Origin of the sequence: Streptomyces achromogenes subsp. achromogenes (genome assembly GCF_000720835.1) — a bacterium.
GTDB classification, from domain to species: Bacteria; Actinomycetota; Actinomycetes; order Streptomycetales; family Streptomycetaceae; genus Streptomyces; species Streptomyces achromogenes.
This window is the reverse complement of sequence record NZ_JODT01000006.1, coordinates 22,245-48,116: the sequence shown is the minus strand read 5'-3', so window position 1 is coordinate 48,116 and position 25,872 is coordinate 22,245. Positions and strand designations below refer to the sequence as shown.

General features: G+C 71.8%; 25 protein-coding genes. 12 read left to right on the top strand and 13 right to left on the bottom strand.

Translation table 11 applies throughout. The annotated features are described in order from the left end of the window. Positions 1-9: 9 nt before the first annotated feature. Complete coding sequence (locus IH25_RS0107800) at positions 10-765, bottom strand: ATP-binding protein (protein WP_387872510.1); 756 nt, start codon at positions 763-765, stop codon at positions 10-12. Between the two features lie 226 nt (positions 766-991). Here IH25_RS0107800 and IH25_RS0107795 point away from each other — a divergent pair, with 226 nt between their 5' ends. Together IH25_RS0107795 and IH25_RS0107790 are read left to right on the top strand one after the other, a co-directional pair. Further along, positions 992-1,852, top strand: a complete 861-nt coding sequence (locus IH25_RS0107795; protein WP_030605203.1) for a helix-turn-helix domain-containing protein — start codon at positions 992-994, stop codon at positions 1,850-1,852. Continuing rightward, on the top strand, positions 1,853-2,107 hold the full coding sequence (locus tag IH25_RS0107790) for a DUF397 domain-containing protein (RefSeq protein WP_030605199.1): 255 nt from the start codon (positions 1,853-1,855) through the stop codon (positions 2,105-2,107). A gap of 253 nt (positions 2,108-2,360) precedes the next feature. Here the strand turns inward: IH25_RS0107790 and pdxR are convergent, their stop codons facing one another. Further along, on the bottom strand, positions 2,361-3,818 hold the full coding sequence (gene pdxR / locus IH25_RS0107785) for a MocR-like pyridoxine biosynthesis transcription factor PdxR (RefSeq protein WP_030605196.1): 1,458 nt from the start codon (positions 3,816-3,818) through the stop codon (positions 2,361-2,363). Between the two features lie 47 nt (positions 3,819-3,865). Here pdxR and IH25_RS0107780 point away from each other — a divergent pair, with 47 nt between their 5' ends. After that, positions 3,866-4,402, top strand: coding sequence for a carboxymuconolactone decarboxylase family protein (locus IH25_RS0107780; protein ID WP_030605193.1), 537 nt, complete (start codon positions 3,866-3,868; stop codon positions 4,400-4,402). 242 nt (positions 4,403-4,644) lie between these two features. Here the strand turns inward: IH25_RS0107780 and IH25_RS0107775 are convergent, their stop codons facing one another. Continuing rightward, positions 4,645-6,132, bottom strand: a complete 1,488-nt coding sequence (locus IH25_RS0107775) for a glutamate synthase subunit beta (RefSeq protein WP_030605191.1) — start codon at positions 6,130-6,132, stop codon at positions 4,645-4,647. A 389-nt stretch (positions 6,133-6,521) separates the two neighbouring features. Here IH25_RS0107775 and IH25_RS0107770 point away from each other — a divergent pair, with 389 nt between their 5' ends. Beyond that, positions 6,522-7,163 (top strand): nucleoside/nucleotide kinase family protein, encoded by a 642-nt coding sequence (locus IH25_RS0107770; protein ID WP_030605189.1) that lies wholly within the window; start codon positions 6,522-6,524, stop codon positions 7,161-7,163. 107 nt (positions 7,164-7,270) lie between these two features. Here the strand turns inward: IH25_RS0107770 and corA are convergent, their stop codons facing one another. After that, positions 7,271-8,398 carry a magnesium/cobalt transporter CorA gene (corA, locus tag IH25_RS0107765; protein WP_030605186.1) on the bottom strand — a complete coding sequence of 376 codons (1,128 nt, stop codon included), beginning with the start codon at positions 8,396-8,398 and terminating at the stop codon, positions 7,271-7,273. A 175-nt stretch (positions 8,399-8,573) separates the two neighbouring features. Between corA and IH25_RS0107760 the strand changes: the two genes are divergently transcribed. Beyond that, a complete protein-coding gene (locus IH25_RS0107760; RefSeq protein ID WP_030605182.1) occupies positions 8,574-9,368 on the top strand; it encodes a class I SAM-dependent methyltransferase in 795 nt (264 codons plus the stop codon). A gap of 313 nt (positions 9,369-9,681) precedes the next feature. Here the strand turns inward: IH25_RS0107760 and IH25_RS0107750 are convergent, their stop codons facing one another. Beyond that, complete coding sequence (locus tag IH25_RS0107750; RefSeq protein ID WP_030605179.1) at positions 9,682-10,617, bottom strand: carbohydrate kinase family protein; 936 nt, start codon at positions 10,615-10,617, stop codon at positions 9,682-9,684. Further along, positions 10,602-11,507, bottom strand: a complete 906-nt coding sequence (locus tag IH25_RS0107745; RefSeq protein ID WP_030605177.1) for a pseudouridine-5'-phosphate glycosidase — start codon at positions 11,505-11,507, stop codon at positions 10,602-10,604. The genes IH25_RS0107750 and IH25_RS0107745 overlap by 16 nt, the downstream gene beginning before the upstream one ends. Before the next feature lie 98 nt (positions 11,508-11,605). On the opposite strand from IH25_RS0107745, the gene IH25_RS0107740 reads away from it, so the two are divergent. After that, positions 11,606-12,034, top strand: a complete 429-nt coding sequence (locus tag IH25_RS0107740; RefSeq protein WP_030605175.1) for a VOC family protein — start codon at positions 11,606-11,608, stop codon at positions 12,032-12,034. Positions 12,035-12,050: 16 nt separating this feature from the next. Here the strand turns inward: IH25_RS0107740 and IH25_RS0107735 are convergent, their stop codons facing one another. Together IH25_RS0107735 and IH25_RS0107730 are read right to left on the bottom strand one after the other, a co-directional pair. Beyond that, a complete protein-coding gene (locus IH25_RS0107735) occupies positions 12,051-12,593 on the bottom strand; it encodes a methylated-DNA--[protein]-cysteine S-methyltransferase (protein WP_030605172.1) in 543 nt (180 codons plus the stop codon). A 40-nt stretch (positions 12,594-12,633) separates the two neighbouring features. Continuing rightward, the gene (locus IH25_RS0107730) at positions 12,634-13,506 is read right to left on the bottom strand and encodes a glycerophosphodiester phosphodiesterase (protein ID WP_030605170.1); all 873 of its coding nucleotides are present in this window, start codon (positions 13,504-13,506) and stop codon (positions 12,634-12,636) included. Between the two features lie 276 nt (positions 13,507-13,782). On the opposite strand from IH25_RS0107730, the gene IH25_RS0107725 reads away from it, so the two are divergent. The 5 genes from IH25_RS0107725 (at position 13,783) to IH25_RS0107705 (ending at position 20,142) form a co-directional block, all read left to right on the top strand. Beyond that, positions 13,783-14,661, top strand: a complete 879-nt coding sequence (locus tag IH25_RS0107725) for an MHYT domain-containing protein (protein WP_030605167.1) — start codon at positions 13,783-13,785, stop codon at positions 14,659-14,661. A 40-nt stretch (positions 14,662-14,701) separates the two neighbouring features. Next, positions 14,702-16,840 (top strand): excinuclease ABC subunit UvrB, encoded by a 2,139-nt coding sequence (gene uvrB, locus IH25_RS0107720; RefSeq protein ID WP_030605164.1) that lies wholly within the window; start codon positions 14,702-14,704, stop codon positions 16,838-16,840. A 165-nt stretch (positions 16,841-17,005) separates the two neighbouring features. Next, a complete protein-coding gene (locus tag IH25_RS0107715; protein WP_030605161.1) occupies positions 17,006-17,584 on the top strand; it encodes a TerD family protein in 579 nt (192 codons plus the stop codon). A gap of 288 nt (positions 17,585-17,872) precedes the next feature. Then, on the top strand, positions 17,873-18,862 hold the full coding sequence (locus IH25_RS0107710) for a TerC family protein (protein WP_030605158.1): 990 nt from the start codon (positions 17,873-17,875) through the stop codon (positions 18,860-18,862). A 179-nt stretch (positions 18,863-19,041) separates the two neighbouring features. Then, positions 19,042-20,142 carry a calcium:cation antiporter gene (locus IH25_RS0107705; RefSeq protein ID WP_030605155.1) on the top strand — a complete coding sequence of 367 codons (1,101 nt, stop codon included), beginning with the start codon at positions 19,042-19,044 and terminating at the stop codon, positions 20,140-20,142. A 27-nt stretch (positions 20,143-20,169) separates the two neighbouring features. Here the strand turns inward: IH25_RS0107705 and IH25_RS0107700 are convergent, their stop codons facing one another. After that, complete coding sequence (locus tag IH25_RS0107700) at positions 20,170-21,480, bottom strand: MFS transporter (protein WP_245172726.1); 1,311 nt, start codon at positions 21,478-21,480, stop codon at positions 20,170-20,172. 184 nt (positions 21,481-21,664) lie between these two features. Between IH25_RS0107700 and aroQ the strand changes: the two genes are divergently transcribed. Beyond that, positions 21,665-22,138 carry a type II 3-dehydroquinate dehydratase gene (aroQ, locus tag IH25_RS0107695; protein WP_030605150.1) on the top strand — a complete coding sequence of 158 codons (474 nt, stop codon included), beginning with the start codon at positions 21,665-21,667 and terminating at the stop codon, positions 22,136-22,138. A 14-nt stretch (positions 22,139-22,152) separates the two neighbouring features. On the opposite strand, the gene IH25_RS0107690 is transcribed toward aroQ, so the two are convergent. The 4 genes from IH25_RS0107690 to IH25_RS0107675 form a co-directional block, all read right to left on the bottom strand. After that, the gene (locus IH25_RS0107690; protein WP_037654547.1) at positions 22,153-22,929 is read right to left on the bottom strand and encodes an amino acid ABC transporter ATP-binding protein; all 777 of its coding nucleotides are present in this window, start codon (positions 22,927-22,929) and stop codon (positions 22,153-22,155) included. A 19-nt stretch (positions 22,930-22,948) separates the two neighbouring features. Continuing rightward, on the bottom strand, positions 22,949-23,875 hold the full coding sequence (locus tag IH25_RS0107685; protein ID WP_030605144.1) for an amino acid ABC transporter permease: 927 nt from the start codon (positions 23,873-23,875) through the stop codon (positions 22,949-22,951). After that, positions 23,872-24,756: an ABC transporter substrate-binding protein gene (locus IH25_RS0107680; RefSeq protein WP_030605141.1), complete on the bottom strand. Its 885-nt coding sequence runs from the start codon at positions 24,754-24,756 to the stop codon at positions 23,872-23,874. The genes IH25_RS0107685 and IH25_RS0107680 overlap by 4 nt, the downstream gene beginning before the upstream one ends. Before the next feature lie 459 nt (positions 24,757-25,215). After that, a complete protein-coding gene (locus IH25_RS0107675) occupies positions 25,216-25,872 on the bottom strand; it encodes an MBL fold metallo-hydrolase (RefSeq protein ID WP_030605137.1) in 657 nt (218 codons plus the stop codon).

The following is a 25,872-nucleotide window of genomic DNA, read 5'->3' as shown; positions in this document are numbered from 1 at the left end:
AGGCGCCCGTCACGGCAGCTCCCGGTGATGACGCTGTTCGGGCGTGCGGCAGGGGTGTTCCGGCTGTTCCGCCGACGCCGTGTGCCGGTGCCGCCCGGCGTGGCGGGCACCGCCGTCGTACTGCTCCGGCTCGCGCCGGTAGCGCTCCGCCTCGGCCTGCTGCTCCTCCCCGGAGTCCTCCGGGCGGCCCGGCTTGGGGCGGGCGCCCCAGCCGAGGTCGGCGCGCGGCTCCGGCGCGTCCTGGGCGGACTCGGTGCCGCGGGGCAGTTCGGCCCAGACCAGCAGGCCGGGGCCGTGCTCCTGGGCGCCCCAGGCCCGGCACAGCGCGTCCACGAGAAGCAACCCCCTCCCGTGCTCCTCGTCAGGGCGCTGCGGGGACGGGTGGGGCTCGCCAGGAGCACAGCCCTCGTCTCGGACGGCTATGCGCACCATGTCGTCGTGGTCGTGCAGCTCGCACACGACCCGGCTGCTCGCGGTGTGCACGATGGCGTTGGTGACCAGCTCGGACATGACCAGGGCCGCGCTGTCACAGGTGTCCGCGCAGACCGACCAGCCGGTCAGCCGGGCCTGGGTCAGACGTCTCGCCTGGGCGACGGAACCGGGATGGGCGGCCAGCTCGAAACGGAACCTGCGGCCGGCGGCGCCTGCCTGGAGGGCTGCCCCCTCCACCAGGCCCGAACCGGCTCGCGCGGGGATGCCCCCCTCGGCGCCGAGACCGGTACGGCCGGCGGCGGCGTCTGTTCCTAAAGGCGCGGACGGAATCACGCCTGCCACTATCGCCCCGTCGCGGACACTTGGCAAGAGTCACTCTGAAAAATGCAGAGTGTTGTGGGACTCTGTCAGGGAGCGTGGCACACTGCTCGCAACAGCACCTCGCGCGGCGCCAATTGGAGTCCTCGGAGATCGGGCCCGGTCTTCGAATGAACCTTCGAATGGCGCCGCAGGGCTGTCGGGAAACTTTTCGGTGGAGGCTTTCGGTGGAGGTGAGAGCGTGAGCGAACCGCGGTCCGCGCCGACGGTGGGCCAGGTGGTCCTCGGCCGGCGCCTGCAGGACCTGCGGGAACGCGCCGGGCTGAAGCGCGAGGAGGCCGCCCGGGTCCTCCACGTCGCCCCCGCCACCGTCCGTCGTATGGAGACGGCGGAGGTCGCCCTCAAGATCCCGTACCTGCAACTGCTGCTGAAGGCCTACGGCGTCCCCGACGACGAGGCCGACGTCTTCGTCCAACTGGCCGAGGAGGCGAACCGGCCCGGCTGGTGGCAGCGGTTCCACGACATCCTGCCGGGCTGGTTCTCGATGTACGTCAGCCTGGAGGGCGCGGCCAGCCTCATCCGCTCCTACGAGCCGCACTTCGTCCCCGGCCTGCTCCAGACCGAGGACTACGCGCGCGGCGTGCTGAGGTCCGGCGCCATCGGCCAGACCAGCCCGGACGACATCGAGCGCCATGTCGACCTGCGCATGCGGCGCCAGGCCCTGCTCACCCGGCCCGACGCCCCCCGCTTCTGGGCGGTGATGGACGAGACCGCGCTGCGTCGTCCGGTCGGCGGCCCGGAGGTCATGCGCGCGCAGATCGACAAGTTGCTTGAGGCCACGGAGTTGGCCCATGTGACGCTCCAGGTCGCCCCGTTCGCCAACGGGCCGCACCCGGGGACGTACGGGCCCTTCGTGCTGTTCCGGTTCGCCGTGTCCGAACTGCCGGACATGGTCTACAGCGAGTACCTGACCGGCGCCGTCTACCTGGACGCGCGCGCCGAGGTGGCGACCCACCTGGAGGTCATGGACCGCATGGCGGCGCAGGCCGCTACGGCACAACGCACGAAGGAGATCCTCCGGGATCTCCGCAAGGAGCTGTGAATGGATCGCATCACGCCGCGCGGGCGCGTCTACAACGGCATGCCCGCGCGGGAGTTGGGCAGCGAGGGGTGGCACAAACCCTGGAGCGGCGGCAACGGCGGCAACTGCCTGGAGGCGATGAAGCTCGCCGACGGCCGGATCGCCGTGCGCCAGTCGACCGATCCGGACGGACCGGCGCTGATCTACACCATGGACGAGATGACCGCGTTCATAGAGGGCGCCAAGGCGGGGGTGGCCGACTTCCTGCTGTCCTGAACTCGCCGACGGCCCGGCCCGGTGCCCCGTCGACGCTTTTGATTCTTGGTTTCAACTCCCCTCTCGTGGCCCGACTTGGACACCGGCACCGGCATGCCCACCGCACTCGACCGGCGCCGGGTCGCCCGGGGATCGCCTCCGAGACCCGGCGTGCTCCCGGGGTACGGCGCGGTGGCCCGCGAGCCGTAGGGGAGTGGCTCTGGTCGTCGCCGGGCCTCCTCCGCTTCGGGTGTGCCGCCCGGGCGCACGGAGGTCACGCCGCCGCGAGCACCTCGCACAGCGCCTCCAGCGCCGCCCCGTAGGCGTGGTCGGCCGGGGCCGCGTACCCCACCACCAGGCCGTCTCCCGCCGGTGCCGGGCCGTCCGGGTGCCGGAACGCGGCGAGCCCGTCGAGGGCGACGCCCCGCCGCGCGGCGGACTCCAGCACCGTCTGTTCCGTGCCGGGCGGCAGCCGCAGCACCGCGTGCAGCCCCGCCGCGATGCCCGTCACCTCGATGTGCGGGGCCCGCTCGGCCAGCGCGGCGACCAGCCGGTCACGCCGGTTCCGGTACCGCTGCCGCATCCGCCGCACATGCCGGTCGTACGACCCGCGGGCCACGAAGTCCGCGAGCGCCAGCTGGTCCGGCACGCTCGCCCAGCCCTCCCGCTCGCCCTTGGCCGCCAGCACCGGCTCCACGTACCGCTCGGGCAGGACCATCCAGCCCAGCCGCAGCGCCGGTGACAGACTCTTGCTGACCGACCCGATGTGGATCACCCGCTCCGGGTCGAGCCCCTGAAGCGCGCCGACGGGCCGGCGGTCGTAGCGGAACTCGCCGTCGTAATCGTCCTCCAGCACCACCGACCCCCGCGCGCGTGCCCAGTCGATCACCGCCGCCCGGCGCTCCGGAAGCAGCGGTCCACCGGTCGGGAACTGGTGCGCGGGCGTCAGCAGCACGGCCCGCTCACGCCCGAGCGCCGCCACCTGCCCACCGTGCTCGTCCAGCGGCAGCGGCACCGTGCGCACACCGGCCGCCGCGAGCAGATCCCGATGGAAACCGAGACCGTACGCCTCCACGGCCAGCGGACCGCGCAGCACCCCGCCGCCGGCCGGCCCGCCTGTCCCACCCGGTCCGCCCGGCGTGTCCCGGCCGAAGAGCAGCCGCAGCGCGTGCGCGAAGCCCGAGCAGATCACGATCCGCTCCGGCCCGGTACGCACCCCACGCGCGCGGGCCAGGTACTCCGCCAGCGTCTCCCGCAGCTCCCGGCGCCCGGCAGGATCGCCCGGCCCGAACGCCTCGCTGGGCGCCGCCTGGAGCGCCCGGCGGTACGAGGCCGCCCACTCCGCGCGCGGAAAGGCCGACGCGTCCGGCCTGCCCTGCCGCAGATCGTGCCGCGGGCCGCGCGCGTGTGCCGGCGCCTGGGCCGGCGTACCCACGGCCCGGCGCAACGGACGCGCCCGCTCGGCGACCCGGGTCCCCGAACCCTGCCGGGCGGTCAGCCAGCCCTCCGCGACCAGTTCCGCGTAGGCGTCGGCCACCGTGTTCCGGGCCACGCCCAGGTCCGCGGCGAGCGAGCGGTACGGCGGCAACCGGGTGCCCGGAGCCAGCCGGCCACCGCGGACCGCCTCCCGCAGCGCCCGGGTCAGCGCGGCCCGCCGACCGCCCGGCCCGGACAGCTCCAGATGCAGGTCCACGCCGATCCGCTCCGCGTAATTGACCCACGATTCCGTCATGGAAATGCACCCTACAGCCGGTCTTTCCGGCTCCTACGGTGGAGCACATGACGACGACGGACACGCACTCCATCAGCACCTCCGACGCCCCCTTCGACCCCACGGCAGGGATCGCCGCCGCCGAGGCCGCCCGTACCCGCCTGGACTTCTCGAAGGCCGCACCGGAGGTCTACCGCGCGATCATCCGCTTCGACAGCGCCGCCCGCACGGGCCTGGACCCGGCCCTGGTCGAACTGATCCAGATCCGTGCCTCCCTTCTCAACCACTGCGCCTACTGCCTGCACATGCACACCAACGACGCCCGCAAGGCCGGGGAGAGCGAGGACCGGCTCCACCTCGTCGCCGTCTGGCGGGAGGCCCGGCACTTCTTCACCCCCAGGGAACAGGCCGCGCTCGCCCTGACCGAGGCGGTGACCCTGATCGCCGACGGCGGCGTCCCCGACACTGTCTACGCCGAGGCCGCCGCCCATTTCGGCGAACGGGAACTGGCCCAAGTCCTGTCCCTGATCCTCACCATCAACACCTGGAACCGGGTGGCCCTGGCCACGGGGAAGGTGGCGGGCACGGACGAACGCGCCGGCTGAGGGCAGGCCGAGGGCGGGGTGCCGGCCTGGGGCGGCGGGGCCGGAACGGCCCGTGGGATGGCGGAGCCGGCCCGGCCCGTGAGGTGGCGGAGCCGGTGGTGCCGGTTGTCCGGACGGTGGCGGGAGGGAGCGCCGGGTGGCAGACGTTGCCTGGGCGCCGCGGAAGGGTGCCGCGGAAGGGCGCCGGGTGGTGCGGGCGGTGCCCTGGGAGGTGGTCGGCGGTGCCGTCGCTCTGCCGTCGTTCAGACCGTCATCGGCCGGTCCGTGGGGGTGATCGGGGCCGGGAGCCGGGAACTCCCCGTCAGATAGCGGTCGACGGCCGCCGCGACCGCCCGGCCCTCCGCTATCGCCCAGACTATGAGCGACTGCCCGCGCGCCGCGTCGCCCGCGGCGAACACCCCGGGGACATTGGTCGCGAACCCGTCGTCCCGGGCGATCGTGCCGCGCGGCCCCAGCGCCAGCCCCAGCTGCTCGATCAGCCCGTCCTCCCGGTCCGGCCCGGAGAACCCCAGGGCGAGCAGCACCAGGTCGGCCGGGAGCGCCCGCCCGGTGCCCGGCAGCGGAAGCCGCCGCTCGTCGACCTCCGTCAGATGCAGTGACCGCACCTGCCCCCTCTCGTCTCCCGTGAAGCGGAGCGTGGACGCCGCGAACAGCCGGGCGTCCGCATCCGCCGCCGGCGCCGTCCGCAGCTCCCGCGCCTCCTCGTGCGCGGCCGACAGCCGGTAGACCTTCGGGTACGTCGGCCACGGGTCGCTGTCCTCGTCGCGCTCCGCACCCGGCTGCGCGTAGATGTCCAGCTGGGTGACGGACGCGGCCCCCTCGCGCACCGCCGTGCCCAGACAGTCCGCTCCGGTGTCCCCGCCGCCGACGATCACCACGTGCTTGCCGGCGGCCGACAGCGGCGAGACCTCCAAGTCCCCCTCGCACACCCGGTTCGCCAGCGGCAGGTACTCCATCGCCTGGTGTATGCCGTGCAACTCCCGGCCCGGCACCGGAAGTTCCCGCCACGCCGTCGCACCGGTCGCGATCACCACCGCGTCGTACCGGCCCCGCAGCGCGGCCGCCTGAACATCCCGGCCGACCGCCGTCGAGGTGCGGAACCTCGTCCCCTCGGCCAGCATCTGCCCGATCCGCCGCTCCAGATGCCGCTTCTCCATCTTGAACGCGGGGATGCCGTACCGCATCAGCCCACCGATCCGGTCGTCCTTCTCGTACACCGCGACCGTGTGCCCGGCTCGGGTCAGCTGCTGCGCCGCGGCCAGCCCGGTGGGGCCCGAGCCGATGACGGCCACCGTCTTCCCGGACAGCCGCTCGGGCGGCCGGGCCGGCGTGAAGCCCTCCTCCCACGCCCGGTCGGCGATCGCGCACTCGACGTTCTTGATGGTGACGGCCGGCTGGTTGATCGCCAGCACACACCCCGCCTCGCACGGTGCCGGACACAACCGGCCCGTGAACTCCGGGAAGTTGTTGGTGGCGTGCAGCCGGTCGGAGGCGGCCCGCCAGTCCTCCCGCGAGACCAGGTCGTTCCACTCGGGGATGAGATTGCCCAGCGGGCACGCCTGGTGGCAGAACGGGACGCCGCAGTCCATGCAGCGGTCGGCCTGCTCGCTGATGATCGGCAGCAGCGCGCCCGGGACGTACACCTCGTCCCAGTCCCGCACCCGCTCCTCGACGGGCCGCCGCGGCCACTCCTGGCGCGGCGTGGTCATGAACCCCTTGGGATCGGCCATGGCGTCTTCCTCGCGTACGGGGCACCACAGGCGCCGGGTGTACGAAGGTCCGTCCGACATCGGGCAGCACTCTTCCGGCCACGATACGTCCCCACGGGCCCACGCGCAGGACGGCGGACAGCGCTTTCTGCCGGGGCTCGCGCGGGACCCGTGGCAAGCCGGCCGTACGGCGTGTCCGCATGCCGTACGCCCGCCACAACCACCGAGACCACCGCCTTCCCGGACAGCGCACGCCCGGCCGCGCTGCACCGGACCCCGTACCCCGCACCCGCACCTCGTGCCCCGCGTCAAGAGCGGCACCCGACTGCCCTGCCCGCCCTGCTCACGACCCGTCGCGTGCCCGGCCTCCGTGCCGGCCGCTCTCGTCGCCCCACCGGGCACCCGGCATCATGGGCCTCGTGCGACTGGAAGCGATCACCTGGGACCGGTTGGCCGAGCGGCTCGCCGACCGGCTGGCCGACGCGACGCCGGCTGACGGAGGGGCCTGGCCACGCGTCGGCTTCGACGGCGCCCCGGCCGCCCAGCCGGGAGACCTGGCCAGGCGTGTCGGCGAGGCGCTGCGCGTACGCGGCCGTCCCTCCCTCGTCATCGGCACGGAGGGCTTCCTGCGCCCGGCGTCGCTGCGCCTGGAGCACGGGCGGCACGACGCGGAGTCGTACTACAACGGGTGGTTCGACACGAATGCCCTGTGGCGGGAGGTGTTCGGCCCGCTCGATCCCGGAGGCAGCGGGCGGATCCTGCCCGACCTATGGGACCCGGTCACGGACCGGGCCACCCGCAGTCCCTATGTCCAACTGCCGCCCGGCGGGATTCTCCTGCTCCATGGTCCTCTCCTGCTGCGTCACTGGTTCCCCTTCGACCTGACCGTGCATCTCCTCCTTTCCCCGGGCGCCCTGCGCCGCCGCACCCCCGAGGCCGACCACTGGACCCTCCCCGCCTTCGAGCGCTACGAGGCCGAAGCCGACCCGGCCGGCACGGCGGACGTGCTGGTCCGCGCCGACGACCCGCGCCACCCCGCCTGGAGCGGCTGACCCGGTGGGCGGGCGGGCCGCCGGCCACCGGGAGACCGGGGGAGCCGGCGTGCCGGTGCCGTATCCGCGGTGGTACCGCTCGGGCGCGGCCCCGGCGTGCCCGCCGCTCAGAGCCAGCCGTTGCGCCGGAAGCCCCGGTACAGCGCCAGACACGCCGCCGCCATCACGACCATGACCAGGGGGTAGCCCAGCCGCCAGTGCAGCTCCGGCATGTGGTCGAAGTTCATGCCGTACACCCCGCACACCATCGTCGGCACGGCGATCACCGCGGCCCACGCCGTGATCCTCCGCATGTCCTCGTTCTGCGCGACGGTCACCTGCGCCAGGTGCGCCTGCAGAATGGAGTTGAGCAGCTCGTCGAACGCGGCGATCTGCTCCTTGGCCCGGATCAGATGGTCGAGCACATCCCGGAAGTACGCCTGTATCTCCGGGGCGACGACCCGGATGGGCCGGGTCGCCAGGTCCTCCACCGGTCGGCCCAGCGGCACCACCGCCCGTTTCAGCTCCAGCAGTTCACGCTTCATCTGATAGATACGGCCGGGGTCGAGCCGCGCGCCGTTCTCCGAGAACACCTCCGTCTCGACCTGGTCGATGTCACCCTGGACCGCGTCCGTGACGTTCAGATAGTCGTCGACCACAAGGTCGGCGATCGCGTGCAGCACCGCCGCCGGCCCCTTGGCGAGCTGCTGTGGATCCGTCTCCAGCTCCTCGCGCAGCGGGCCCAGCGAGCCATGGCGTCCGTGCCGCACCGTGATCACGAAGTCCTCGCCGACGAACACCATGATCTCTCCGGTGTCCACCACCTCGCTGGTCGCCGTCAGCCGTTCGTGCTCCACGTAGCAGACGGTCTTGAACACCGCGAACAGCGTGTCCCCGTAGTGCTCCAGCTTCGGCCGCTGATGGGCCTCGACCGCGTCCTCCACCGCCAGCGGATGCAGGTCGAACAGCTCGGCGACCCCGGCGAACTCACGCTCCGTCGGCTCGTGCAGCCCGAGCCAGACGAAGCCCTCACCGGTCTTGCGCACCAGCCGCACGGCATCCACCAGATCGGCGCCCCCCGGGACGCGCACGCCGTCCTGATAGGTCACGCAGTTCACCACCGAGGAGCCCAGAGGTGATCTGGCGGGATGGCTCAGGTCCACGCGCGGCCGGCGCCGGGCCAGCCGCGCCACCTTGCGCAGGCCGCCGACACCGCCCAGCCCCGTGACCTTCCGCAGATTCCCTGCCATGGACATCTGGATCTCCTCGCGTGGATCTCCGAGTGCGACGCTTCCGCGCCTTGCCCCGCAAGTCTGCCAGTCCCGGGCACAGTGCGTGGAAGCCTGTGGGAACAGGGAGTTCCGCTTTGTTCCCGCCTGTGGACAACGGACGGCCGAACCGGGAATCCGGGCGACTGGGATGATCGGACCCATGACGCCATCGGACGGGTATCTCCTGGACAACCGGCAGGACGAGGCGGGCCGGCGCTTCGACGCCTTCGCCGCGCTCTTCGATCCCACGACCTTCCGGCACCTCGAAGCACTCGGCGTCGGACCGGGCCGGCGCTGCTGGGAAGTCGGGGCCGGCGGCACCTCCGTCGTGTCCTGGCTCGCCGAGAGGGTCGGACGGGCGGGGCAGGTCGTCGCCACCGACATCGACACCACGCGGCTCGCCCCCGCGGCCCGCCCGCCGGTACAGGTGCGCGTTCACGACGTGGGCGCCGAGGAGCCGCCGGGTGAGGGCTTCGACTTGGTCCATGCCCGGCTCGTCCTCGTCCATGTACCCGACCGGGACAGGGCCCTGCGGTCGATGATCAGCTCTCTGCGGCCCGGCGGGCGGCTGCTGATCGAGGACGCCGACCCGGCCCTCCAGCCCCTGATCTGCCCCGACGAGTCCGGCCCCGAGCAGCGACTCGCCAACCGGCTGCGCCATGGCTTCCGCGAGCTGCTCGCCGGCCGCGGCGCCGACCTGTCCTACGGCCGCAAACTCCCGCGGCTGCTCCGCGAGGCCGGTCTGCACGGCGTGGCGGCCGACGCGTACTTCCCCATGACCTCGCCCGCCTGCACCGCCCTGGAGGCCGCGACGGTCCGTCAGATCCGGGACCGGCTGGTCGCCGCGGGCCTCGCCACCGACGCGGAGATCGACCGGCACCTGGCCAACGTGGAGTCCGGCGCCATGGACCTGGCCACCGCCCCGATGATCTCTGCCTGGGGTTACAAGCCGTAGCCCGCCGTGCCGTGTCATGCCAGGTCGTGCCGTGCCGGGGCGAGGCGCGGTGATGCGCGGAGCCGAACCGTTTCGCCCGCCACCGCCACCGCCACTGCCACTGCCACTGCCACCGCCACCGCCACTGCCACTGCCACCGTCCCCGCTCCCGGCAGGCCGCCCGGGACCGGGAGAACGACGGCAACCGGCCGCCGGGCACCCCTTAGTGCCTGGAGAGACCCTGCTCACGGCTCGGCCCTCCAAGCCTCCGGACATCCCGAGAGCCGCCGCGCCCCGGCACGATCGGGGCGACCAGCGCGGCCCACGACAGGGCTCAGCTCCCGCCGCCCCGATGCGGTGGTCTGCCGCCGACCCGGCGGACCGCCTCCGCACCCGCCCGGCAGCCCCGCGCCGCCGCCTCGTCCGGGTCCGCGCCCGCCAGCAGGGCGGCGAGGAACGCGCCGGTGAAAGCGTCACCCGCGCCCGTGGTGTCACGGGGCGCCACCGGCAGGGCCGGGACCCGGACCGGTACGGCACCACGCCGGGCCACCCATGCCCCGTCCGCCCCCGCCTTGACCACCACCAACGGCACCAGACGGCCCAACTTGGCCGCCGCGTCCGCCGGATCCGGCAGCCCGGTCAGCAGGCACGCCTCGTCCCGGCTGGGCAACAGCACGTCCAGTCCCTGTGCGAACGCCAGAAAACGGTCCACCCCCAGCCCCACCAGGAAACCGGCCGACGCCGGATCGAGACTGACCGGCACGCCCCGCGCGCGTGCCGCCGCCAGCGCCGTCCCGGCGAGCGCCCGGCTCGGCTCCGTGAACAGCAGATAGCCCGACACATGCAGCCGGCCGACCCCGTCGAGCAGCGTGTCCGACCAGTCCTCGGGGCCCAGCCGCAACGACGCCCCGCTGTCCGTCAGGAACGTCCGCTCGGCCGCCGCACCCGTGTCGACGAGGCAGATCACCGTCCCGGTCGCCGCGTGCGGATCCACCACCAGCCGGGGCCGCACCCCGGCCGCGACCAGCTCCCGCTCGTGCCAGGCCCCGGAGTCCGCACCCACCCGCCCCAGCAGCCGTACGTCCGCCGCGCCCGCGTACGCCGCCCAGCAGGCCACGTTGGCGCCCGCGCCGCCCGGCAGCGTCCGGATCGCGGCGGCCGTGTCGGTGCCGGCCGCGAGCGGCCCCCGGTGCCGGGCCACCACGTCGGTGACCACGTCCCCGACGACCAGCAGGCTTCCGTTCCGGTCCGCGCTCACCCCCTGGCCCACGCCGTGGCGATACGCGCCGCCAGCCGTACGTTGCCGCGCACCGCGGCCAGGTTGGCGTGCAGTGAGGCTCCATCGGTGTGCCGTACCAGGTAGTCGAGCAGGAACGGCGTCACCGCCTGCCCGGTGACGCCCCGCTCCGCGCAGGCGCGCAGCGCGTCGGCGAGCACGCGTCCGTGCAGAGCGGGATCGAGCTGCTCCGCCTCGGAGACCGGGTTGGCGACGATCAGCGCGGACTCCGGCGCGTCCAGCGCGTCCTGGGCGCGCATGACGGCGGCGACCTGCGCCGGAGTGTCCAGCGTCCAGTCGACCGGATGCCCCGAGTCCGCCAGATAGAAGCCCGGGAAGCGGTGCGTGCCGTACCCGGCGACGGCCACGCCCAGCGTCTCCAGGCGTTGCAGGGTCGCCGGCACGTCCAGGATCGATTTCACGCCCGCGCACACCACCGTGATCCGGGTCCGCGCCAGCAGCCCCAGGTCCGCCGACTCGTCCTGGGTGACCGTCCACTCCCGGTGCACACCGCCCAGCCCGCCGGTGGCGAACACCCGGATGCCCGCCAGCGCGGCCAGCTGCGCCGTCGCCGAGACGGTGGTCGCCCCGCTCACCCCCGCCGCCATGGCGAGCGGCAGATCGCGGTGGCCCAGCTTGCGTATGTCCTCGTTCGCGACCCGTTTCAGCTCTTCCTTGTCCAGACCGACCCGGGGCCGCCCGTCGAGCACGGCGACGGTCGCCGGCACGGCACCCTCCCGCCGTACCGCTTCCTCCAGTTCGAGTGCCACCTCCAGGTTGCGCGGGCGGGGCAGGCCGTGCGCGATGATCGTGGACTCCAGGGCCACCACCGGCCGCCGCGCGCCGATCGCCTCCCGGACTTCTTCCGACACCACCAGCACCATGTGCCCGCCTCCTGTCCGTCGGTCTCTCTCATCTCTGGCGGGCCCCGGCCCCGGCTAAACGCTTGTGGGCCGCCCGGGAGGCCACCAGCCTGGGGCGTATGACGAAGAACAGCACGCGTCTCGACCACGTCGTCCTGTGGGTGGCCGACCCGGTCGCCGCGGCCGCCTTCTACGAAACGGCCGTCGGCCTGGAACCGATCGGGCTCGCCGAGTACGCGGAAGGCAAGGTGTCCTTCCCGTCCGTACGTGTCAACGAGGAGACCATCCTCGACCTCGCCCCGCACAGTCTGGCCGCACGGATGAGGATGCTGCCCGGCTCGGCCGACAGCGCGGGCCACCCGGTCAACCACGTCTGCCTGGCCCTGCCGGCCGACGCCTTCGACACCCTGCGCGCCCGCCTGGAGGAGCACGGCGTCCCGGTGTCCGGCATCGACCCCGGCCTGTCGGGCGCCCGCGGCCATGCGACGCGCAGCTTCTACTTCCGCGACCCCGACGGCAACGTCTTCGAGGCACGGCACTACGACTAGCCGTACCCGGAGCCGGTCAGAACAGGGGCTCGGGCAGCACACCCTCCAGGGCGAGCAGCTTCCGCTTGGTCTCGAGCCCGCCCCCGAAACCGCCGATGCCGCCGTCGCTCTCCACCACCCGGTGACAGGGCACCACCACCGGCAGCGGATTGGAACCCATCGCCACACCCACCGCCTGCGCCCCGCCGGGCTGCCCGACCCGCCCCGCCAGATCGCCGTACCCGACCACGCTGCCGTACGGCACACCGGACGCCAGCTCGCGCAGCACCTGCCGGTTGAACCCGGAGCTCAGCGACCAGTCCAGCGGCAGGTCGAAGCCGTGCCGCTCGCCCGCGAAGTACGCCCGCAGCTGGCGTATCGCCTCCGCCAGCAGCGGGGAGCCCGGATCCTCCACGAGCCGGCCGCCCAGCCGCTCCAGTGCCCGGTCGCGCACCGCGTCCGAGGCGTGGAAAACCACGTTGACCAGGCCGCTCCGAGTCGCCGCCAGCATCAGCGGGCCGATGTCCGTGCCGACCACGGCCCATACGACCCGCTGCTCATCCTGCCCGAGGCTGTCCATGCGCCCACGGTACGGCCCGGCACTGACAATGCTCGCCCGGTCACTGCGAATTCAGGGCGTCCCGCACCACGTCCGGCTTGTTGGTGATGATCCCGTCGACTCCGTAGCCGGCGACCCGGCGGGCGCCGGCCGCGGAGTCCACCGTCCAGGTGAACACTTTGAGCGGCCGGCCGTGCGGCCCGCGCAGGCCGTGCACCGCCGAGACGTACTCCTTGGTGAGCGACCCGTTCGGGGGGTTGATCGCATCCGTGAAGCGCGCGAAGTTCTTCAGCTCCGTCACGGCGGGCGAACCCAGGTACGCGGTGGTGACCGCGGGCCTCAGCTTGTGCACCGTCCGTACGCTGTCGGCGCTGAAGCTCTGGACGACCAGCCTGCTGCGGTGCCGGCGGTCCAGCCAGCCCTCGTTGCGGAGGAGCTTGAGTGTCTGCTTTTCGATGCCCGGGTACAGCTCCGGGTTCTTGATCTCCAGAACCAGTTTCTCGTGGTTGCGTTCGACCCGGCGCATGTACTGCTTCAGCGTCGGCACGCGCGCGCCCGCGTACGTGGGCGAGAACCAGCTGCCCGCGTCCAGCCGGGCGATCTCCGCGGCGGTGAAGTCCCGTACCTTCCACGGGGCCCGGCCGGGGAAGACCTCCTCGACGTCCGTGGTGCGCGCCAGGGTGTCGTCGTGCAGGACCACCAGCTGATTGTCCTTGGTGCGCTGGACGTCGTTCTCCACCCAGGAGAAGCCCAGCCGGGCGGCCTTGTCGATGGCGGCCAGGGTGTTCTCGGGGGCGTAGGCGGAGGCACCCCGGTGGGCGATCACGGTGGGCACCACCCCGTCGCCCGCCCGGGCGCCGGAACCGGTGCTCAGCAGGACCGCCGCCGCTCCCAGAGCCGCGACGACCGTCCCGGCGACTGCGCGCGCGTACATGCGTACTCCTCCCGTCGAGGGATACCGACAGCACCAGACTGACAGCAAAGCGTCAGCGGCACCCGGCGCAGGATGGCCACATACTGAAGGGGGTGTGCCGAGTCCGCTCACCGGTGACGCACATCTGCGGCAAGGGCGTGTTTCTTTGCCGGAAAGTCGTTCGACCATTCCGGTGGGAGTCATACTCTCTGCGACAACCCTGACCGCCCGCGCCGTCCTGGGACGGGGGCATATTCAGGTATTCCGGGACGCAAGAAGGCGGAAGGGCAGCCGCGGATGCAAGGCACGGTCGACGGATTCAGCTACGGGGCCGTCACCCCGTTGGTGGCCTATCTGATGGCCTGCCTGGGTGGCGCGCTCGGTCTGCGCTGCACCACACGGTCGCTGTTGGTCACCCATTCCCGGCGCCCCGCCTGGCTGGCCCTCGGCTCGGCGGCGATCGGCTCCGGCATATGGACCATGCACTTCGTCGCCATGATGGGCTTCACCATCAAGGAGACGCCGATCCACTACGACAAGCCGCTCACCTACGCGAGCCTGGGGCTCGCCATCGTCATGGTCGGCATCGGCATCTTCATCGTCGGCTACCGGGGCGCCACCGGCACCCCGCTGTTCACCGGCGGCACGATCACCGGCCTCGGCGTCGCCTCGATGCACTACCTCGGCATGGCGGGCGTCCGCTTCCACGGGCAGTTCACCTACAACACGTTCACCGTCGCGGCTTCCGTCGTCATAGCGGTCGTGGCCGCCACCGCCGCCCTGTGGGCCGCCGGACAGGTACGGGGCTTCGCGTGGAGTGTGGGCGCCAGCCTCGTCATGGGGCTGGCGGTCAGCGGCATGCACTACACCGGGATGGCGGCCCTCGGCGTCCATCTCGACGGCGCCCCCCACCCCGCCGAGGGCGGCTCCGCGGCGTCCTCGCTGGCACCGATGCTGATCGGCCCGCTCGCCTTCCTGCTCATCGCGGGTGTCGTCGTGGTCTTCGATCCGCTGATGGTCGTGGGCGGGCCGGACTGGACGCCCGTCGAGCACAAACCGGGCGTCCCGGCCGCCGCCGTCGCCTCCCACACGGTCCAGGACCCCGTCGTCCACCAGGGCCACGGGCCGGTCCGCCGCGCCGGGCACGACCGCCCCCGCGCCCCGCAGAACCGCTGACCGGAGCCGGTTGTCAGTGCGGGGTCGTACGGTGGATGACATGCGGCCCGTTTCCCACATCGAACGCACGGTGGCGCCCTTCGAGGTCGTCAGTCCCTACCAGCCCAGCGGCGACCAGCCGGCGGCCATCATCGACCTGGCCCGGCGCATCCAGGCCGGTGAGAAGGACGTCGTCCTCCTGGGCGCGACCGGCACCGGCAAGTCCGCCACCACGGCGTGGATGATCGAGAAGCTCCAGCGCCCCACGCTCGTGATGGCGCCGAACAAGACACTGGCCGCCCAGCTGGCCAACGAGTTCCGCGAGCTGCTGCCGAACAACGCGGTCGAGTACTTCGTGTCGTACTACGACTACTACCAGCCCGAGGCGTACGTCCCCCAATCGGACACCTACATCGAGAAGGACTCCTCGATCAACGAGGAGGTCGAGCGGCTGCGTCACTCCGCCACCAACTCGCTGCTCACCCGCCGCGACGTCGTGGTGGTCGCCTCGGTGTCCTGCATCTACGGCCTCGGTACGCCGCAGGAGTACGTGGACCGCATGGTCCCCCTCAGGGTCGGCGACGAGATCGACCGGGACGAACTGCTGCGCCGCTTCGTGGACATCCAGTACACGCGCAACGACCTGGCGTTCACCCGCGGCACCTTCCGTGTCCGCGGCGACACCATCGAGATCTTCCCGGTCTACGAGGAGCTGGCCGTCCGCATCGAGATGTTCGGCGACGAGATCGAGGCGCTCTCCACGCTCCATCCGCTCACCGGCGAGATCATCAGCGACGACCAGCAGCTCTACGTCTTCCCCGCCTCCCACTACGTCGCCGGCCCCGAGCGCATGGAGCGGGCCGTCAACGACATCGAGAAGGAGCTGGGGGAGCGCCTGGCCGAGCTGGAGAAGCAGGGCAAGCTCCTGGAGGCCCAGCGGCTGCGGATGCGCACCACGTACGACATCGAGATGCTCCGCCAGATCGGCACCTGCTCCGGCGTGGAGAACTACTCGATGCACTTCGACGGCCGTGCCCCCGGCTCCCCGCCCAACACCCTGCTGGACTACTTCCCGGACGACTTCCTCCTCGTCATCGACGAGTCGCACGTCACCGTCCCGCAGATCGGCGCGATGTACGAGGGCGACGCCTCCCGCAAGCGCACCCTGGTCGACCACGGCTTCCGCCTGCCCTCCGCCCTGGACAACCGTCCCCTGAAGTGGGAGGAGTTCCAGGAGCGCATCGGGCAGACCGTCTACCTGTCGGCCACCCCGGGTGCCTACGAGCTGTCCCGCTCGGACGGCGTCGTGGAGCAGATCATCCGCCCGACCGGCCTGGTCGACCCGCAGGTCGTCGTCAAGCCCACCGAGGGCCAGATCGACGACCTGGTGCACGAGATCCGCAAGCGCACCGAGAAGGACGAGCGGATCCTCGTCACCACGCTGACCAAGAAGATGGCCGAGGACCTCACCGACTACTTCCTGGAGCTCGGCATCCAGGTGCGCTATCTGCACAGCGACGTCGACACCCTGCGCCGCGTCGAGCTGCTGCGCGAGCTGCGCGCCGGTGAGTACGACGTCCTGGTCGGCATCAACCTCCTCCGTGAGGGCCTCGACCTGCCCGAGGTGTCGCTGGTGGCGATCCTGGACGCCGACAAGGAGGGCTTCCTGCGCTCCGGCACCTCGCTGATCCAGACGATCGGCCGCGCGGCGCGCAACGTCTCCGGCGAGGTCCATATGTACGCCGACAAGATCACCCCGGCGATGGAGAAGGCCATCGAGGAGACCAACCGCCGCCGGGAGAAGCAGATCGCCTACAACAAGGCCAACGGCGTCGATCCGCAGCCGCTGCGCAAGAAGATCAACGACATCGTGGCGCAGATCGCCCGCGAGGAGGTCGACACCGAACAGCTCCTCGGCTCCGGCTACCGCAAGACGAAGGACGGCAAGGGGGCGAAGGCGCCCGTCCCGTCGCTCGGGGACAAGGCGGCCAAGGGCGCGAAGGCCGGCAAGGCAGCCAAGGGCAAGGCGGTGCCCACGGACCGTCCGGCGGCCGAGCTGGCCGAGCAGATCGAGGAGATGACCGCGCGGATGCGGGCCGCCGCCGCGGAGCTGCAGTTCGAGATCGCGGCCCGGCTGCGCGACGAGGTCTCCGAGATGAAGAAGGAGCTGCGTCAGATGCGAGAGGCCGGCCTGGCCTGACCCCTCGCCCCACCGACCTCGGCATTTGTGTGCCAAGTGTTGCAACACCGACACAAAGCGCGGGCCGGGGTCGGTACCGGCGGGCCGCCCTGCGTAGGGTTCTGGAAACCGCGCCGTGCATCGGCCCGGCGCGGCAGCAGGGGACTGTCGAGAGGGGATCCAGTCGTGTCCGTCAACTTGTCCAAGGGTCAGGCCATCAGCCTGGAGAAGAACGACGGGGCCACCCTGACCGCGGTCCGCATGGGGCTCGGCTGGCAGGCGGCCAAGCGGCGCGGCCTGTTCGGCTCCCGCACCCGCGAGGTGGATCTGGACGCCTCGGCGGTGCTCTTCGCCGGCCAGGAACCGCAGGACGTCGTCTTCTTCCGCCACCTGGTGAGCGACGACGGTTCGGTGCGCCACACCGGTGACAACCTCGTCGGCGGTGCCGGCCAGGGCGGCGACGACGAGGCGATCCTGGTGGACCTGCAGCGCGTCCCGGCCCGCATCGACCAGATCGTCTTCACGGTGAACTCCTTCACCGGCCAGACGTTCCAGGAGGTGCAGAACGCGTTCTGCCGGCTCGTGGACGAGACCAACGGCCAGGAACTCGCCCGCTACACCCTGGCCGGAGGGGGCGACTACACCGCCCAGATCATGGCGAAGGTGCACCGGGCGGGCTCCGGCTGGACGATGACCGCCCTCGGTGCCCCGGCCGACGGCCGCACCTTCCAGGACCTCATGCCGGCGATCCGCCGGCACCTCTGAGCAGGGCTGCCCGCCCGCGGGGCTCGGCACCGCGAGCGCGGGGGAGCCTGTGCCAAGCATTGGTAAAGCACCTCTGACCTGCTGACTTGGGATTTGCTTTACTAAGCTCTTTACCTTTCCTTGGTGGTTGGGGTACTGTCTTCCGTACGGAGGGGAGTACTCCTGACTGCGGCGCACCCGTCAATACGGACCGGTTCAGGTCCCGGGGCGCCGGCCCATCGAGGGCGGAAGAGACCTCCGGCAGCGACAACGCTGATGTGTTTGCCGTCACGCAATGCCGGAGGTGCAGTGGAAGTCTCCATGGGCCTGTGGGTCCTCACCATCGCGGGTCTCGCCGCGCTGATCGCGGTCGACTTCTTCATCGGCCGCAAGCCGCATGAGGTATCGATCAAGGAAGCGGGTGTCTGGACGGTCGTCTGGATCACCCTGGCCGGCCTTTTCGGTCTCGGCCTCCTCGTCTTCGGCGGCGGTCAGCCGGCCGGCGAGTTCTTCGCGGGCTTCATCACCGAGAAGTCCCTGAGCGTCGACAACCTCTTCGTCTTCGTCCTCATCATGGCGAAGTTCGCGGTGCCCACCCAGTACCAGCAGCGGGTCCTGCTCGTCGGCGTCCTCATAGCCCTGGTCCTGCGGGCCGTCTTCATCGCCGCCGGAGCCGCGATCCTCGCCAGCTTCGCCTGGGTGTTCTACCTCTTCGGCGCCTTCCTGATCTGGACCGCCTGGAAGCTCATCCAGGAGGCCCGCGCGGACGAGCAGGACGACGAGTACGAGGAGAACAAGCTCCTGAAGGCCGCCGAGCGCAGGTTCGGCGTGGCCGACCGCTACCACGGCACCAAGCTGTGGATCCAGCAGAACGGCAAGCGCGTCATGACCCCGATGCTGGTCGTGATGCTCGCCATCGGCACCACCGACGTGCTGTTCGCCCTGGACTCCATACCCGCGATCTTCGGCCTGACCCAGGACCCGTACATCGTCTTCACCGCCAACGCCTTCGCCCTGATGGGGCTGCGCCAGCTGTACTTCCTCATCGGCGGACTGCTCAAGAAGCTGGTCCACCTGTCGTACGGGCTGTCGGTCATCCTCGGCTTCATCGGCGTCAAGCTCGTACTGCACGCCCTGCACGAGTCCGGCGTCCACGTCCCCGAGATCAGCATCCCCGTCTCGCTCGGCGTGATCTGCGTGGTCCTCGCCGTCACCACGGTGACCAGCCTGCTCGCCACCAGGAAGCAGGCGGCGCACGCCGACGGCGAAGACGCCCCGAAGGAGAGCGTCGACGTGTGACGGCGCCGCCGCCCGCCGGCACCGTCGCGCACGTCCGAGACCTCGCCCTGCCCCCCGGGCGAGGTCTCGCCATGAGACGGGGTGTGGTCCCACCGGCACCGGATCCCGCAACGGAAAGGATGAGAGGTATCCGAAAAGAACGGAATGCGAATGCTGTACGCCTCTGCGACCATCGCCGCATGACCACTCGGCTCCGGTCGCTCACCCGCCAATGGACGATGCTCGTGCCGGTGCTCGCGGTCGTCCTGCTGGCCCTCACCTGGGGCCGGCACCTGCCCGGCGTCCTCGTCGGCCTGGTGACCCTGGTCCTGGCCGGTGCCGTCCTGGCGGCGGTGCACCACGCCGAGGTGGTCGCCCACCGGGTCGGCGAGCCCTTCGGCTCCCTGGTGCTCGCCATCGCCGTCACGATCATCGAGGTCGCTCTGATCGTCACCCTCATGGCCGACGGCGGCGACAAGAGTTCCACGCTGGCCAGGGACACCGTCTTCGCCGCGGTGATGATCACCTGCAACGGCATCGTCGGGATCAGCCTCCTCGTCGCCTCCCTGCGGCACGGCACGGCGCTCTTCAACCCCGAGGGCACCGGCGCCGCGCTGGCGACCGTGGCGACGCTGGCCACGCTCAGCCTGGTGCTGCCGACCTTCACCACCAGCAAGCCCGGACCCGAGTTCTCCACCGTCCAGCTGACCTTCGCCGCGCTGTCCTCACTGATCCTCTACGGACTGTTCGTGACCACCCAGACCGTGCGGCACCGTGACTACTTCCTGCCCGTCACCCGGCAGGGCACGGTGATCAGCGGCGAGGACCACGCCTCGCCTCCGTCCGCGCGCGAGGCCTGGCTCAGCCTGGGCCTGCTCGGACTGGCCCTGGTGGGAGTCGTCGGCCTGGCCAAGGGGGTGTCGCCCACGATCGAGTCGGGGGTGGCCGCGGCCGGACTGCCGCACGCGGTGGTCGGTGTGATCATCGCCCTGCTCGTCCTGCTGCCCGAGACGATCGCCGCACTGCGCGCCGCCCGCCGGGACCGGGTGCAGACCAGCCTCAACCTCGCGCTCGGCTCCGCGATGGCGAGTATCGGCCTGACCATCCCCGCCGTGGCCCTCGCCTCCGTCTGGCTGTCCGGGCCGCTCGTCCTCGGCCTCGGCCCGACCCACATGCTGATGCTCGCGCTGACCGTGGTGGTGAGCTCCCTGACCGTGGTGCCCGGCCGGGCCACCCCGCTCCAGGGCGGCGTCCACCTGGTGCTGTTCGCCGCCTACCTGGAACTGGCGGTGAACCCCTAGCCGAGGGCCCGCGCGCGGCACCTCCGGTCAGCCCGTGGCCGGGTTCGGTTCCACCGCCGCCACGGGCACCGGACGCGTCTCCGGCAGCAGCATGAAGCACACCAGGCTGATCAGTGCGATCCCCGTCAGATACGCGCCCACGCCCCACGGCACGCGCCCGCCCCGCTCCGCGAGCATCGTCGCCACGATCGGGGTGAGGGCGCCGCCGAGGACCCCGCCCAGGTTGTAGCCCACGGCGGCGCCCGTGCAGCGCACCCGCGGCTCGTACAGCTCCGGCAGATAGGCGGCGATCACCGCGAACGCGGTGACGAAGGCCAGCAGGGCGCCCAGGATGCCCAGGAACATCAGCAGCGGCTCCCCGGTCGCCAGCAGCGCGACCATCGGGAGCATCCACAGGGCGCACGCCACGCACCCCGCCACACACATCGGCCGGCGCCCGAACCGGTCGGCGAACAGCGCCACGAGCGGCACCAGTGCCCCCTGCACGAGCACCGCGCCCAGGACACACGTCAGCATGACCGTGCGGCTCACGCCGAGCCGTTCCGTCGCGTACGTCAGCGACCAGGTCGTCACCGCGTAGAACACCGCGTAGCCCACCGCGAGCCCTCCGGCCGTCAGCAGCACCAGCCGCCCGTGATGCCGTACGACCTCGAAGAACGGCACGCGCGCGTGGTCGTCGATCTTCAGGAAGCTGGGGCTTTCCGCGAGGGACGAGCGCAGCCACAGGCCGGCCAGTGCCAGCGCTCCGGCCGCCCAGAACGGCACGCGCCAGCCCCAGCGCGCGAACTCCGCGTCGGACAGCGCCGCCGACAACGCGAGCACCACCCCGTTGGCCAGCCCGAAGCCGAGCGCCGGGCCCACCTGCGGAAAGCTCGCCCACAGGGCGCGCCGTCCGGCCGGGGCGTGCTCGGTGGTCAGCAGTACCGCCCCGCCCCACTCGCCGCCGAGCCCCAGCCCCTGGAGGAAGCGCAGGACGAGCAGCAGCAGGGGCGCGGCGATGCCGATGGAGTCATAGGACGGCACACAGCCGACCGCAACCGTGGCGGCGCCGGTGAGCAGCAGTGAGGCGACGAGCACCGGCCGCCGGCCGCGCCGGTCCCCGAGATGCCCGAACAGCACCGAGCCCAGCGGTCTGGCGATGAACCCCACCCCGAACGTCCCGAACGCCGCCAGCGTGCCCGCCACAGGCGAGAACGTCGGGAAGAACAGCGGTCCGAGCACCAGGGCCGCCGCGGTGCCGTAGACGAAGAAGTCGTAGAACTCGATCGCCGTCCCGGCGAGCGAGGCGGCGGCGAGCCGCGGCATGGACGGCCTGTTCACAGCCTGTACATCGTGCATGATGGGTCAACTACCCACCGTGATCAGGAGTTACGGGGGCGTGCGGAGGTGATCACGAGACCGGTGGTGCGCGCCGTGGAGACCGGCGTGCGGGGCCCGCTGCCCGCTCGGGGACGGCGTGATAGACCGGTCCGTGACGAGCGGCGGTCGCGGACGCGCCGCCCACCGACGGACCGGAGGAACCGTGCCCCGCACCCTGGCCAACGCCCCGATCATGATCCTCAACGGGCCCAACCTGAACCTGCTCGGCCAGCGCCAGCCCGAGATCTACGGCAAGGACACCCTGGCCGACGTGGAGGCGCTGTGCGCCAAGGCGGCGGCCGCCTACGGCGGCACGGTGGACCTGCGGCAGTCCAACCACGAGGGCCAACTCGTCGACTGGATCCACGAGGCGCGGCTCGGACACTGCGGGATCGTCATCAACCCCGGCGCGTACTCGCACACGTCGGTCGCCATCCTGGACGCGCTCAACACCTGCGACGGCATGCCCGTGCTGGAGGTGCACATCTCCAACATCCACCAGCGCGAGCCGTTCCGGCACCACTCGTACGTCTCCCAGCGCGCCGACGGCGTGATCGCCGGCTGCGGGGTGCAGGGCTATGTGTTCGGCGTGGAGCGGGTCGCGGCGCTGCTCGGGGCGGCGCGGGCGGACGCGTGACGTCGCGCGCGGGACTACAGCCGGCCCGCCTCCACGATCCGGCGCAGGAAGCGCCGGGTGCGCTCGTGCCGAGGCGCGCCGAAGACCTGCTCGGCGCTGCCGCGCTCCAGCACGACCCCGCCGTCCAGGAAGCACACCTGGTCGGCGACGTCCCGCGCGAACCCCATCTCGTGCGTCGCCAGCACCATGGTCATGCCCTCCTCCTTCAGGCCGCGGACCACCTCCAGCACCTCGCCCACCAGTTCCGGGTCGAGCGCGGCCGTGATCTCGTCCAGCAGCAACAGCCGGGGCCGCACCGCGAGGGCCCGTACGATCGCCACACGCTGCTGCTGGCCGCCGCTGAGCCGGTCGGGGTAGGCATCCGCCTTCCCGGCCAGGCCGAGCCGCTCCAGCAGCTCCCTGGCCCGTTCCTCGGCCTCCGCGCGGGCCACGCCGTGCACCCGGCGCGGCGCGAGCGTGATGTTGTCGAGCACCGTCATGTGCGGAAACAGGTTGTACGCCTGGAAGACGACGCCGATCCGGCGCCGTACCGCGTCCTGGTCCACCCGCGGGTCGGTGATCTCCTCGCCGTCCAGCCAGATGGCGCCGTCGTCGATCTCCTCCAGGAGGTTGGCGCAGCGCAGCAGCGTGGACTTGCCCGAACCGGAGGCGCCGATCAGCGCGGTCACCGTGTGCGGGGCGACCTCCAGACACACGTCGCGCAGGACGACCGAGCCGCCGAAGGTCTTGCGGACCGACTCCAGGCGCAGGACGGGCCCGTGACCCTCGGGCGCGTTCTCCAGCGTGCTCACAGCGATCCTCCCCGGGTGGTCACAGGGACCCTCCCTGCGCCCGCCGCCGGTCCATCCGGGCCGTCACCCAGTCGGTGAACCGGGTCATCGGGATGGTCAGCGCCACGAAGACCAGCCCCGCGACGATGTACGGCGTGTAGTTCAGACTCCGGCCGACGATGATGTCGGCCGCGCGTACGGCGTCCACCGCACCGCCGATGGAGACCAGGCCGGTGTCCTTCTGCAGCGACACCAGGTCGTTGAGCAGCGGCGGCACCTGACGGCGCACCGCCTGCGGCAGCACGACGTAGCGCAGGGCCTGCCGGCTGGTCAGGCCCAGCGAGCGGGCCGCCGCGCGCTGCGAGGGGTGGACGGACTCGATGCCGGCCCGGAACACCTCCGCCACATAGGCCGAGTAGGTCAGCGTCAGCGCCGTGCCGCCGAGCAGCACCGGATCGACCGTCACCCCTTGCAGCCGCAGCGCCGGCACGCCCAGGACGACGATCATCAGGTTGATGATCAGGGGCAGACCGCGGAAGAAGTCGGTGTAGGCCGCCGCCAGCACCCGCAGCGGGAAGAAGACCGGGCCGCGCAGGGTCCGCGCGATCGCGATCAGCATGCCGAGGACCAGGACGGCCGCCCCGCACACCAGCAGCAGCCGGAGGTTCAGCCACAGCCCTTCGAGGACCTTCGGGAACGCCTCGCGCGCGTAGTGGGCGCTGAAGAAAGTCTCCTTCGTGCGCGGCCAGCCGGGGGCGTTGACGACGATCAGGTAGAGCAGTGCCGCGGTGGCGAGGGTGGACAGGGCCGCGACCGCCGTGGCGCGGCGGGCACGCGCGCGGCGGTGGCGTTCGCGGGCCAGCCGCCGTTCGGAGGGCACGTAGCCGTCGCCGTCCGGGCCGCCACGGGTCATCTCCCCGGTGTCGTCCGCCCCTTCCGGGGCCGGCTCGCCCTTGACGACCGTCACTTGAGCACCGGGGCGTCGACGGCGTCCGAGAGCCACTGCTTCTCGATGCCGGCCAGCGTGCCGTCCTCGCGCAGGGCGTCGACGGCGGCGGTCACGCACGAGGTCAGCGCGCTGCCCTTGTCCAGCACGAGTCCGAACTGCTCGGGCGCGCCGCCCTGGTTCTCGAACTGGCCGACGATCTGAGCGTCCGTGACCTCGGCAGCGGTGATGTAGAACGCGGTGGGCAGATCGGTGACGACGGCGTCGACCTGACCGTTCTTCAGCGCGGACTTCGCCTGGTCGTTCTTGCCGAAGACGGCCGCCTGCCGGGTCGGCTTCACCAGGTCGGTGATGTAGTCGAGGCTCGTGGTGCCCACCTGGGCGCCGAGTTTGAGCTCGCGCAGGTCCGCGACGCTCCTCGCCTTGGCCGCCTTGCCGCCCTTGAGCGCGATGACGGCCTGGCGCACGTCGTAGTAGCCGGAGGAGAAGTCGACGGCCTTTTTGCGCTCGTCGCTGATCGAAACCTGGTTGATGTCGAAGTCGAAGCTCTTCACACCCGGCGCGAACGCCTTGTTGAACGGCACGCGCTGCCAGACGACCGCGCTCTTGTCGTAGCCGAGCCGCTTCGCCACGGCATAGGCGACCGCCGACTCGAAGCCCTGGCCGTTGGCGGGCTTGTCGTCCTTGAACCAGGGCTCGTACGCCGGTTCGTCCGTCGCGATCGTCAGCTTCCCGGACGTCTTCGTGGCGAGCTTGCCCTGGGCGCAGCTCTTCGCGGCCGGCCCGGACGAGGTGGCGGACGCCTTCTCCTCGGGCTGCGGCGCACAGCCGACAGCGGTGGCGAGCAGGGCTACGGTGACGGCGGCGACCGCGCGGCGCGGGGTGCGAGGGGCAGGATGCATGGCGGGAGAGTGGCAGCGAACGCGGCATCTGTCCAGGTCACAGCGTTAGTTGTCCGCATAGTGGGAACGGGTGTTGCGGCTGTGTGAACCTGGCCGCGTGTCTGACGCGCGCGGACGATGCCTGGGCCGCCGGCCGAGGGCGGTGGGTTGGAGACCGGCGGCCCTACCGCTTCAGGAACGGGTGTCCTGCGCGGGCTGCTACCAGTTGACTGCCAAGCGCCGTTCTCCGCGAGTGCGCACGGGGGCTCCGTCCGGGCGAAGGAATCACACGGGGCGCGTGCCGAGGCGGCGTGCGCCCGGAGCATGCGAGGTGTGCGGAGCGCGCCCGGCGCGTGTGCGACGTTCCCGCGCGGCCCGTGCACGACCGAATGCGCCCGAGCGCGGCTGTTCTCGGCACCGGGAGCTCGGCAGGGGGCGCGGACGGAGCCGTGCGGCGTTCGTGCAGCGCCCGGCCCCCGCTCACCACCCGCGCGCGTGCCACTCCGGCAGATGCGGCCGCTCCGCGCCCAGCGTCGTGTCGTTGCCGTGTCCCGGGTAGACCCAGGTCTCGTCCGGCAGCACCTCGAAGATCTTCGTCTCCACGTCGTGGATCAGGCTCGCGAACGCCTTCGGGTCCTTGTGCGTGTTGCCGACACCGCCGGGGAAGAGGCAGTCGCCGGTGAAGACGTGCGGGTGGCCGTGCGGGTCGTCGTAGACCAGCGCGATCGAACCGGGCGTGTGACCGACCAGATGGCGTGCGGTCAGCTCCACCCGGCCCACCCTGATCACGTCGCCGTCGTCGACGAGGACCTCCGTGGGCACGGGGATGCCCGCGGCGTCCTCGCGGCCGGCGTACGTACGGGCGCCCGTGGCCGCGACCACCTCGGCGAGCGCCTGCCAGTGATCACCGTGCCGGTGCGTGGTGACGACGGACGCGATGCCGTCGTCACCGATCATGCCGAGGAGCGTCCGCGCGTCGTTGGCGGCGTCGATCAGGAGCTGCTCGTCGGTGGCCCGGCAGCGCAGCAGATAGGCGTTGTTGTCCATCGGGCCGACCGCGATCTTGGTGATCATCAGGTCTTTCAGCTCGTGCACATCCGCCGGTCCGCCGACCTTGACCTCTCCGGAGTACGTCAT

What these genes read in the sequence shown, in the direction of transcription:
- pdxR (WP_030605196.1), bottom strand. Translation starts at nt 3,818, where the DNA reads ATGACGGAATCGTGGGTCAATTACGCGGAGCGGATCGGCGTGGACCTG.
- IH25_RS0107775 (WP_030605191.1), bottom strand. Translation starts at nt 6,132, where the DNA reads ATGGCCGATCCCAAGGGGTTCATGACCACGCCGCGCCAGGAGTGGCCG.
- IH25_RS0107705 (WP_030605155.1), top strand. Translation starts at nt 19,042, where the DNA reads ATGACCACTCGGCTCCGGTCGCTCACCCGCCAATGGACGATGCTCGTG.
- IH25_RS0107675 (WP_030605137.1), bottom strand. Translation starts at nt 25,872, where the DNA reads ATGACGTACTCCGGAGAGGTCAAGGTCGGCGGACCGGCGGATGTGCAC.
- IH25_RS0107680 (WP_030605141.1), bottom strand. Translation starts at nt 24,756, where the DNA reads ATGCATCCTGCCCCTCGCACCCCGCGCCGCGCGGTCGCCGCCGTCACC.
- IH25_RS0107735 (WP_030605172.1), bottom strand. Translation starts at nt 12,593, where the DNA reads ATGGACAGCCTCGGGCAGGATGAGCAGCGGGTCGTATGGGCCGTGGTC.
- IH25_RS0107780 (WP_030605193.1), top strand. Translation starts at nt 3,866, where the DNA reads ATGACGACGACGGACACGCACTCCATCAGCACCTCCGACGCCCCCTTC.
- corA (WP_030605186.1), bottom strand. Translation starts at nt 8,398, where the DNA reads ATGTCCATGGCAGGGAATCTGCGGAAGGTCACGGGGCTGGGCGGTGTC.
- IH25_RS0107770 (WP_030605189.1), top strand. Translation starts at nt 6,522, where the DNA reads ATGGGCCTCGTGCGACTGGAAGCGATCACCTGGGACCGGTTGGCCGAG.
- IH25_RS0107730 (WP_030605170.1), bottom strand. Translation starts at nt 13,506, where the DNA reads ATGTACGCGCGCGCAGTCGCCGGGACGGTCGTCGCGGCTCTGGGAGCG.
- IH25_RS0107725 (WP_030605167.1), top strand. Translation starts at nt 13,783, where the DNA reads ATGCAAGGCACGGTCGACGGATTCAGCTACGGGGCCGTCACCCCGTTG.
- IH25_RS0107760 (WP_030605182.1), top strand. Translation starts at nt 8,574, where the DNA reads ATGACGCCATCGGACGGGTATCTCCTGGACAACCGGCAGGACGAGGCG.
- IH25_RS0107700 (WP_245172726.1), bottom strand. Translation starts at nt 21,480, where the DNA reads ATGCACGATGTACAGGCTGTGAACAGGCCGTCCATGCCGCGGCTCGCC.
- IH25_RS0107740 (WP_030605175.1), top strand. Translation starts at nt 11,606, where the DNA reads ATGACGAAGAACAGCACGCGTCTCGACCACGTCGTCCTGTGGGTGGCC.
- IH25_RS0107790 (WP_030605199.1), top strand. Translation starts at nt 1,853, where the DNA reads ATGGATCGCATCACGCCGCGCGGGCGCGTCTACAACGGCATGCCCGCG.
- uvrB (WP_030605164.1), top strand. Translation starts at nt 14,702, where the DNA reads ATGCGGCCCGTTTCCCACATCGAACGCACGGTGGCGCCCTTCGAGGTC.
- IH25_RS0107745 (WP_030605177.1), bottom strand. Translation starts at nt 11,507, where the DNA reads ATGGTGCTGGTGGTGTCGGAAGAAGTCCGGGAGGCGATCGGCGCGCGG.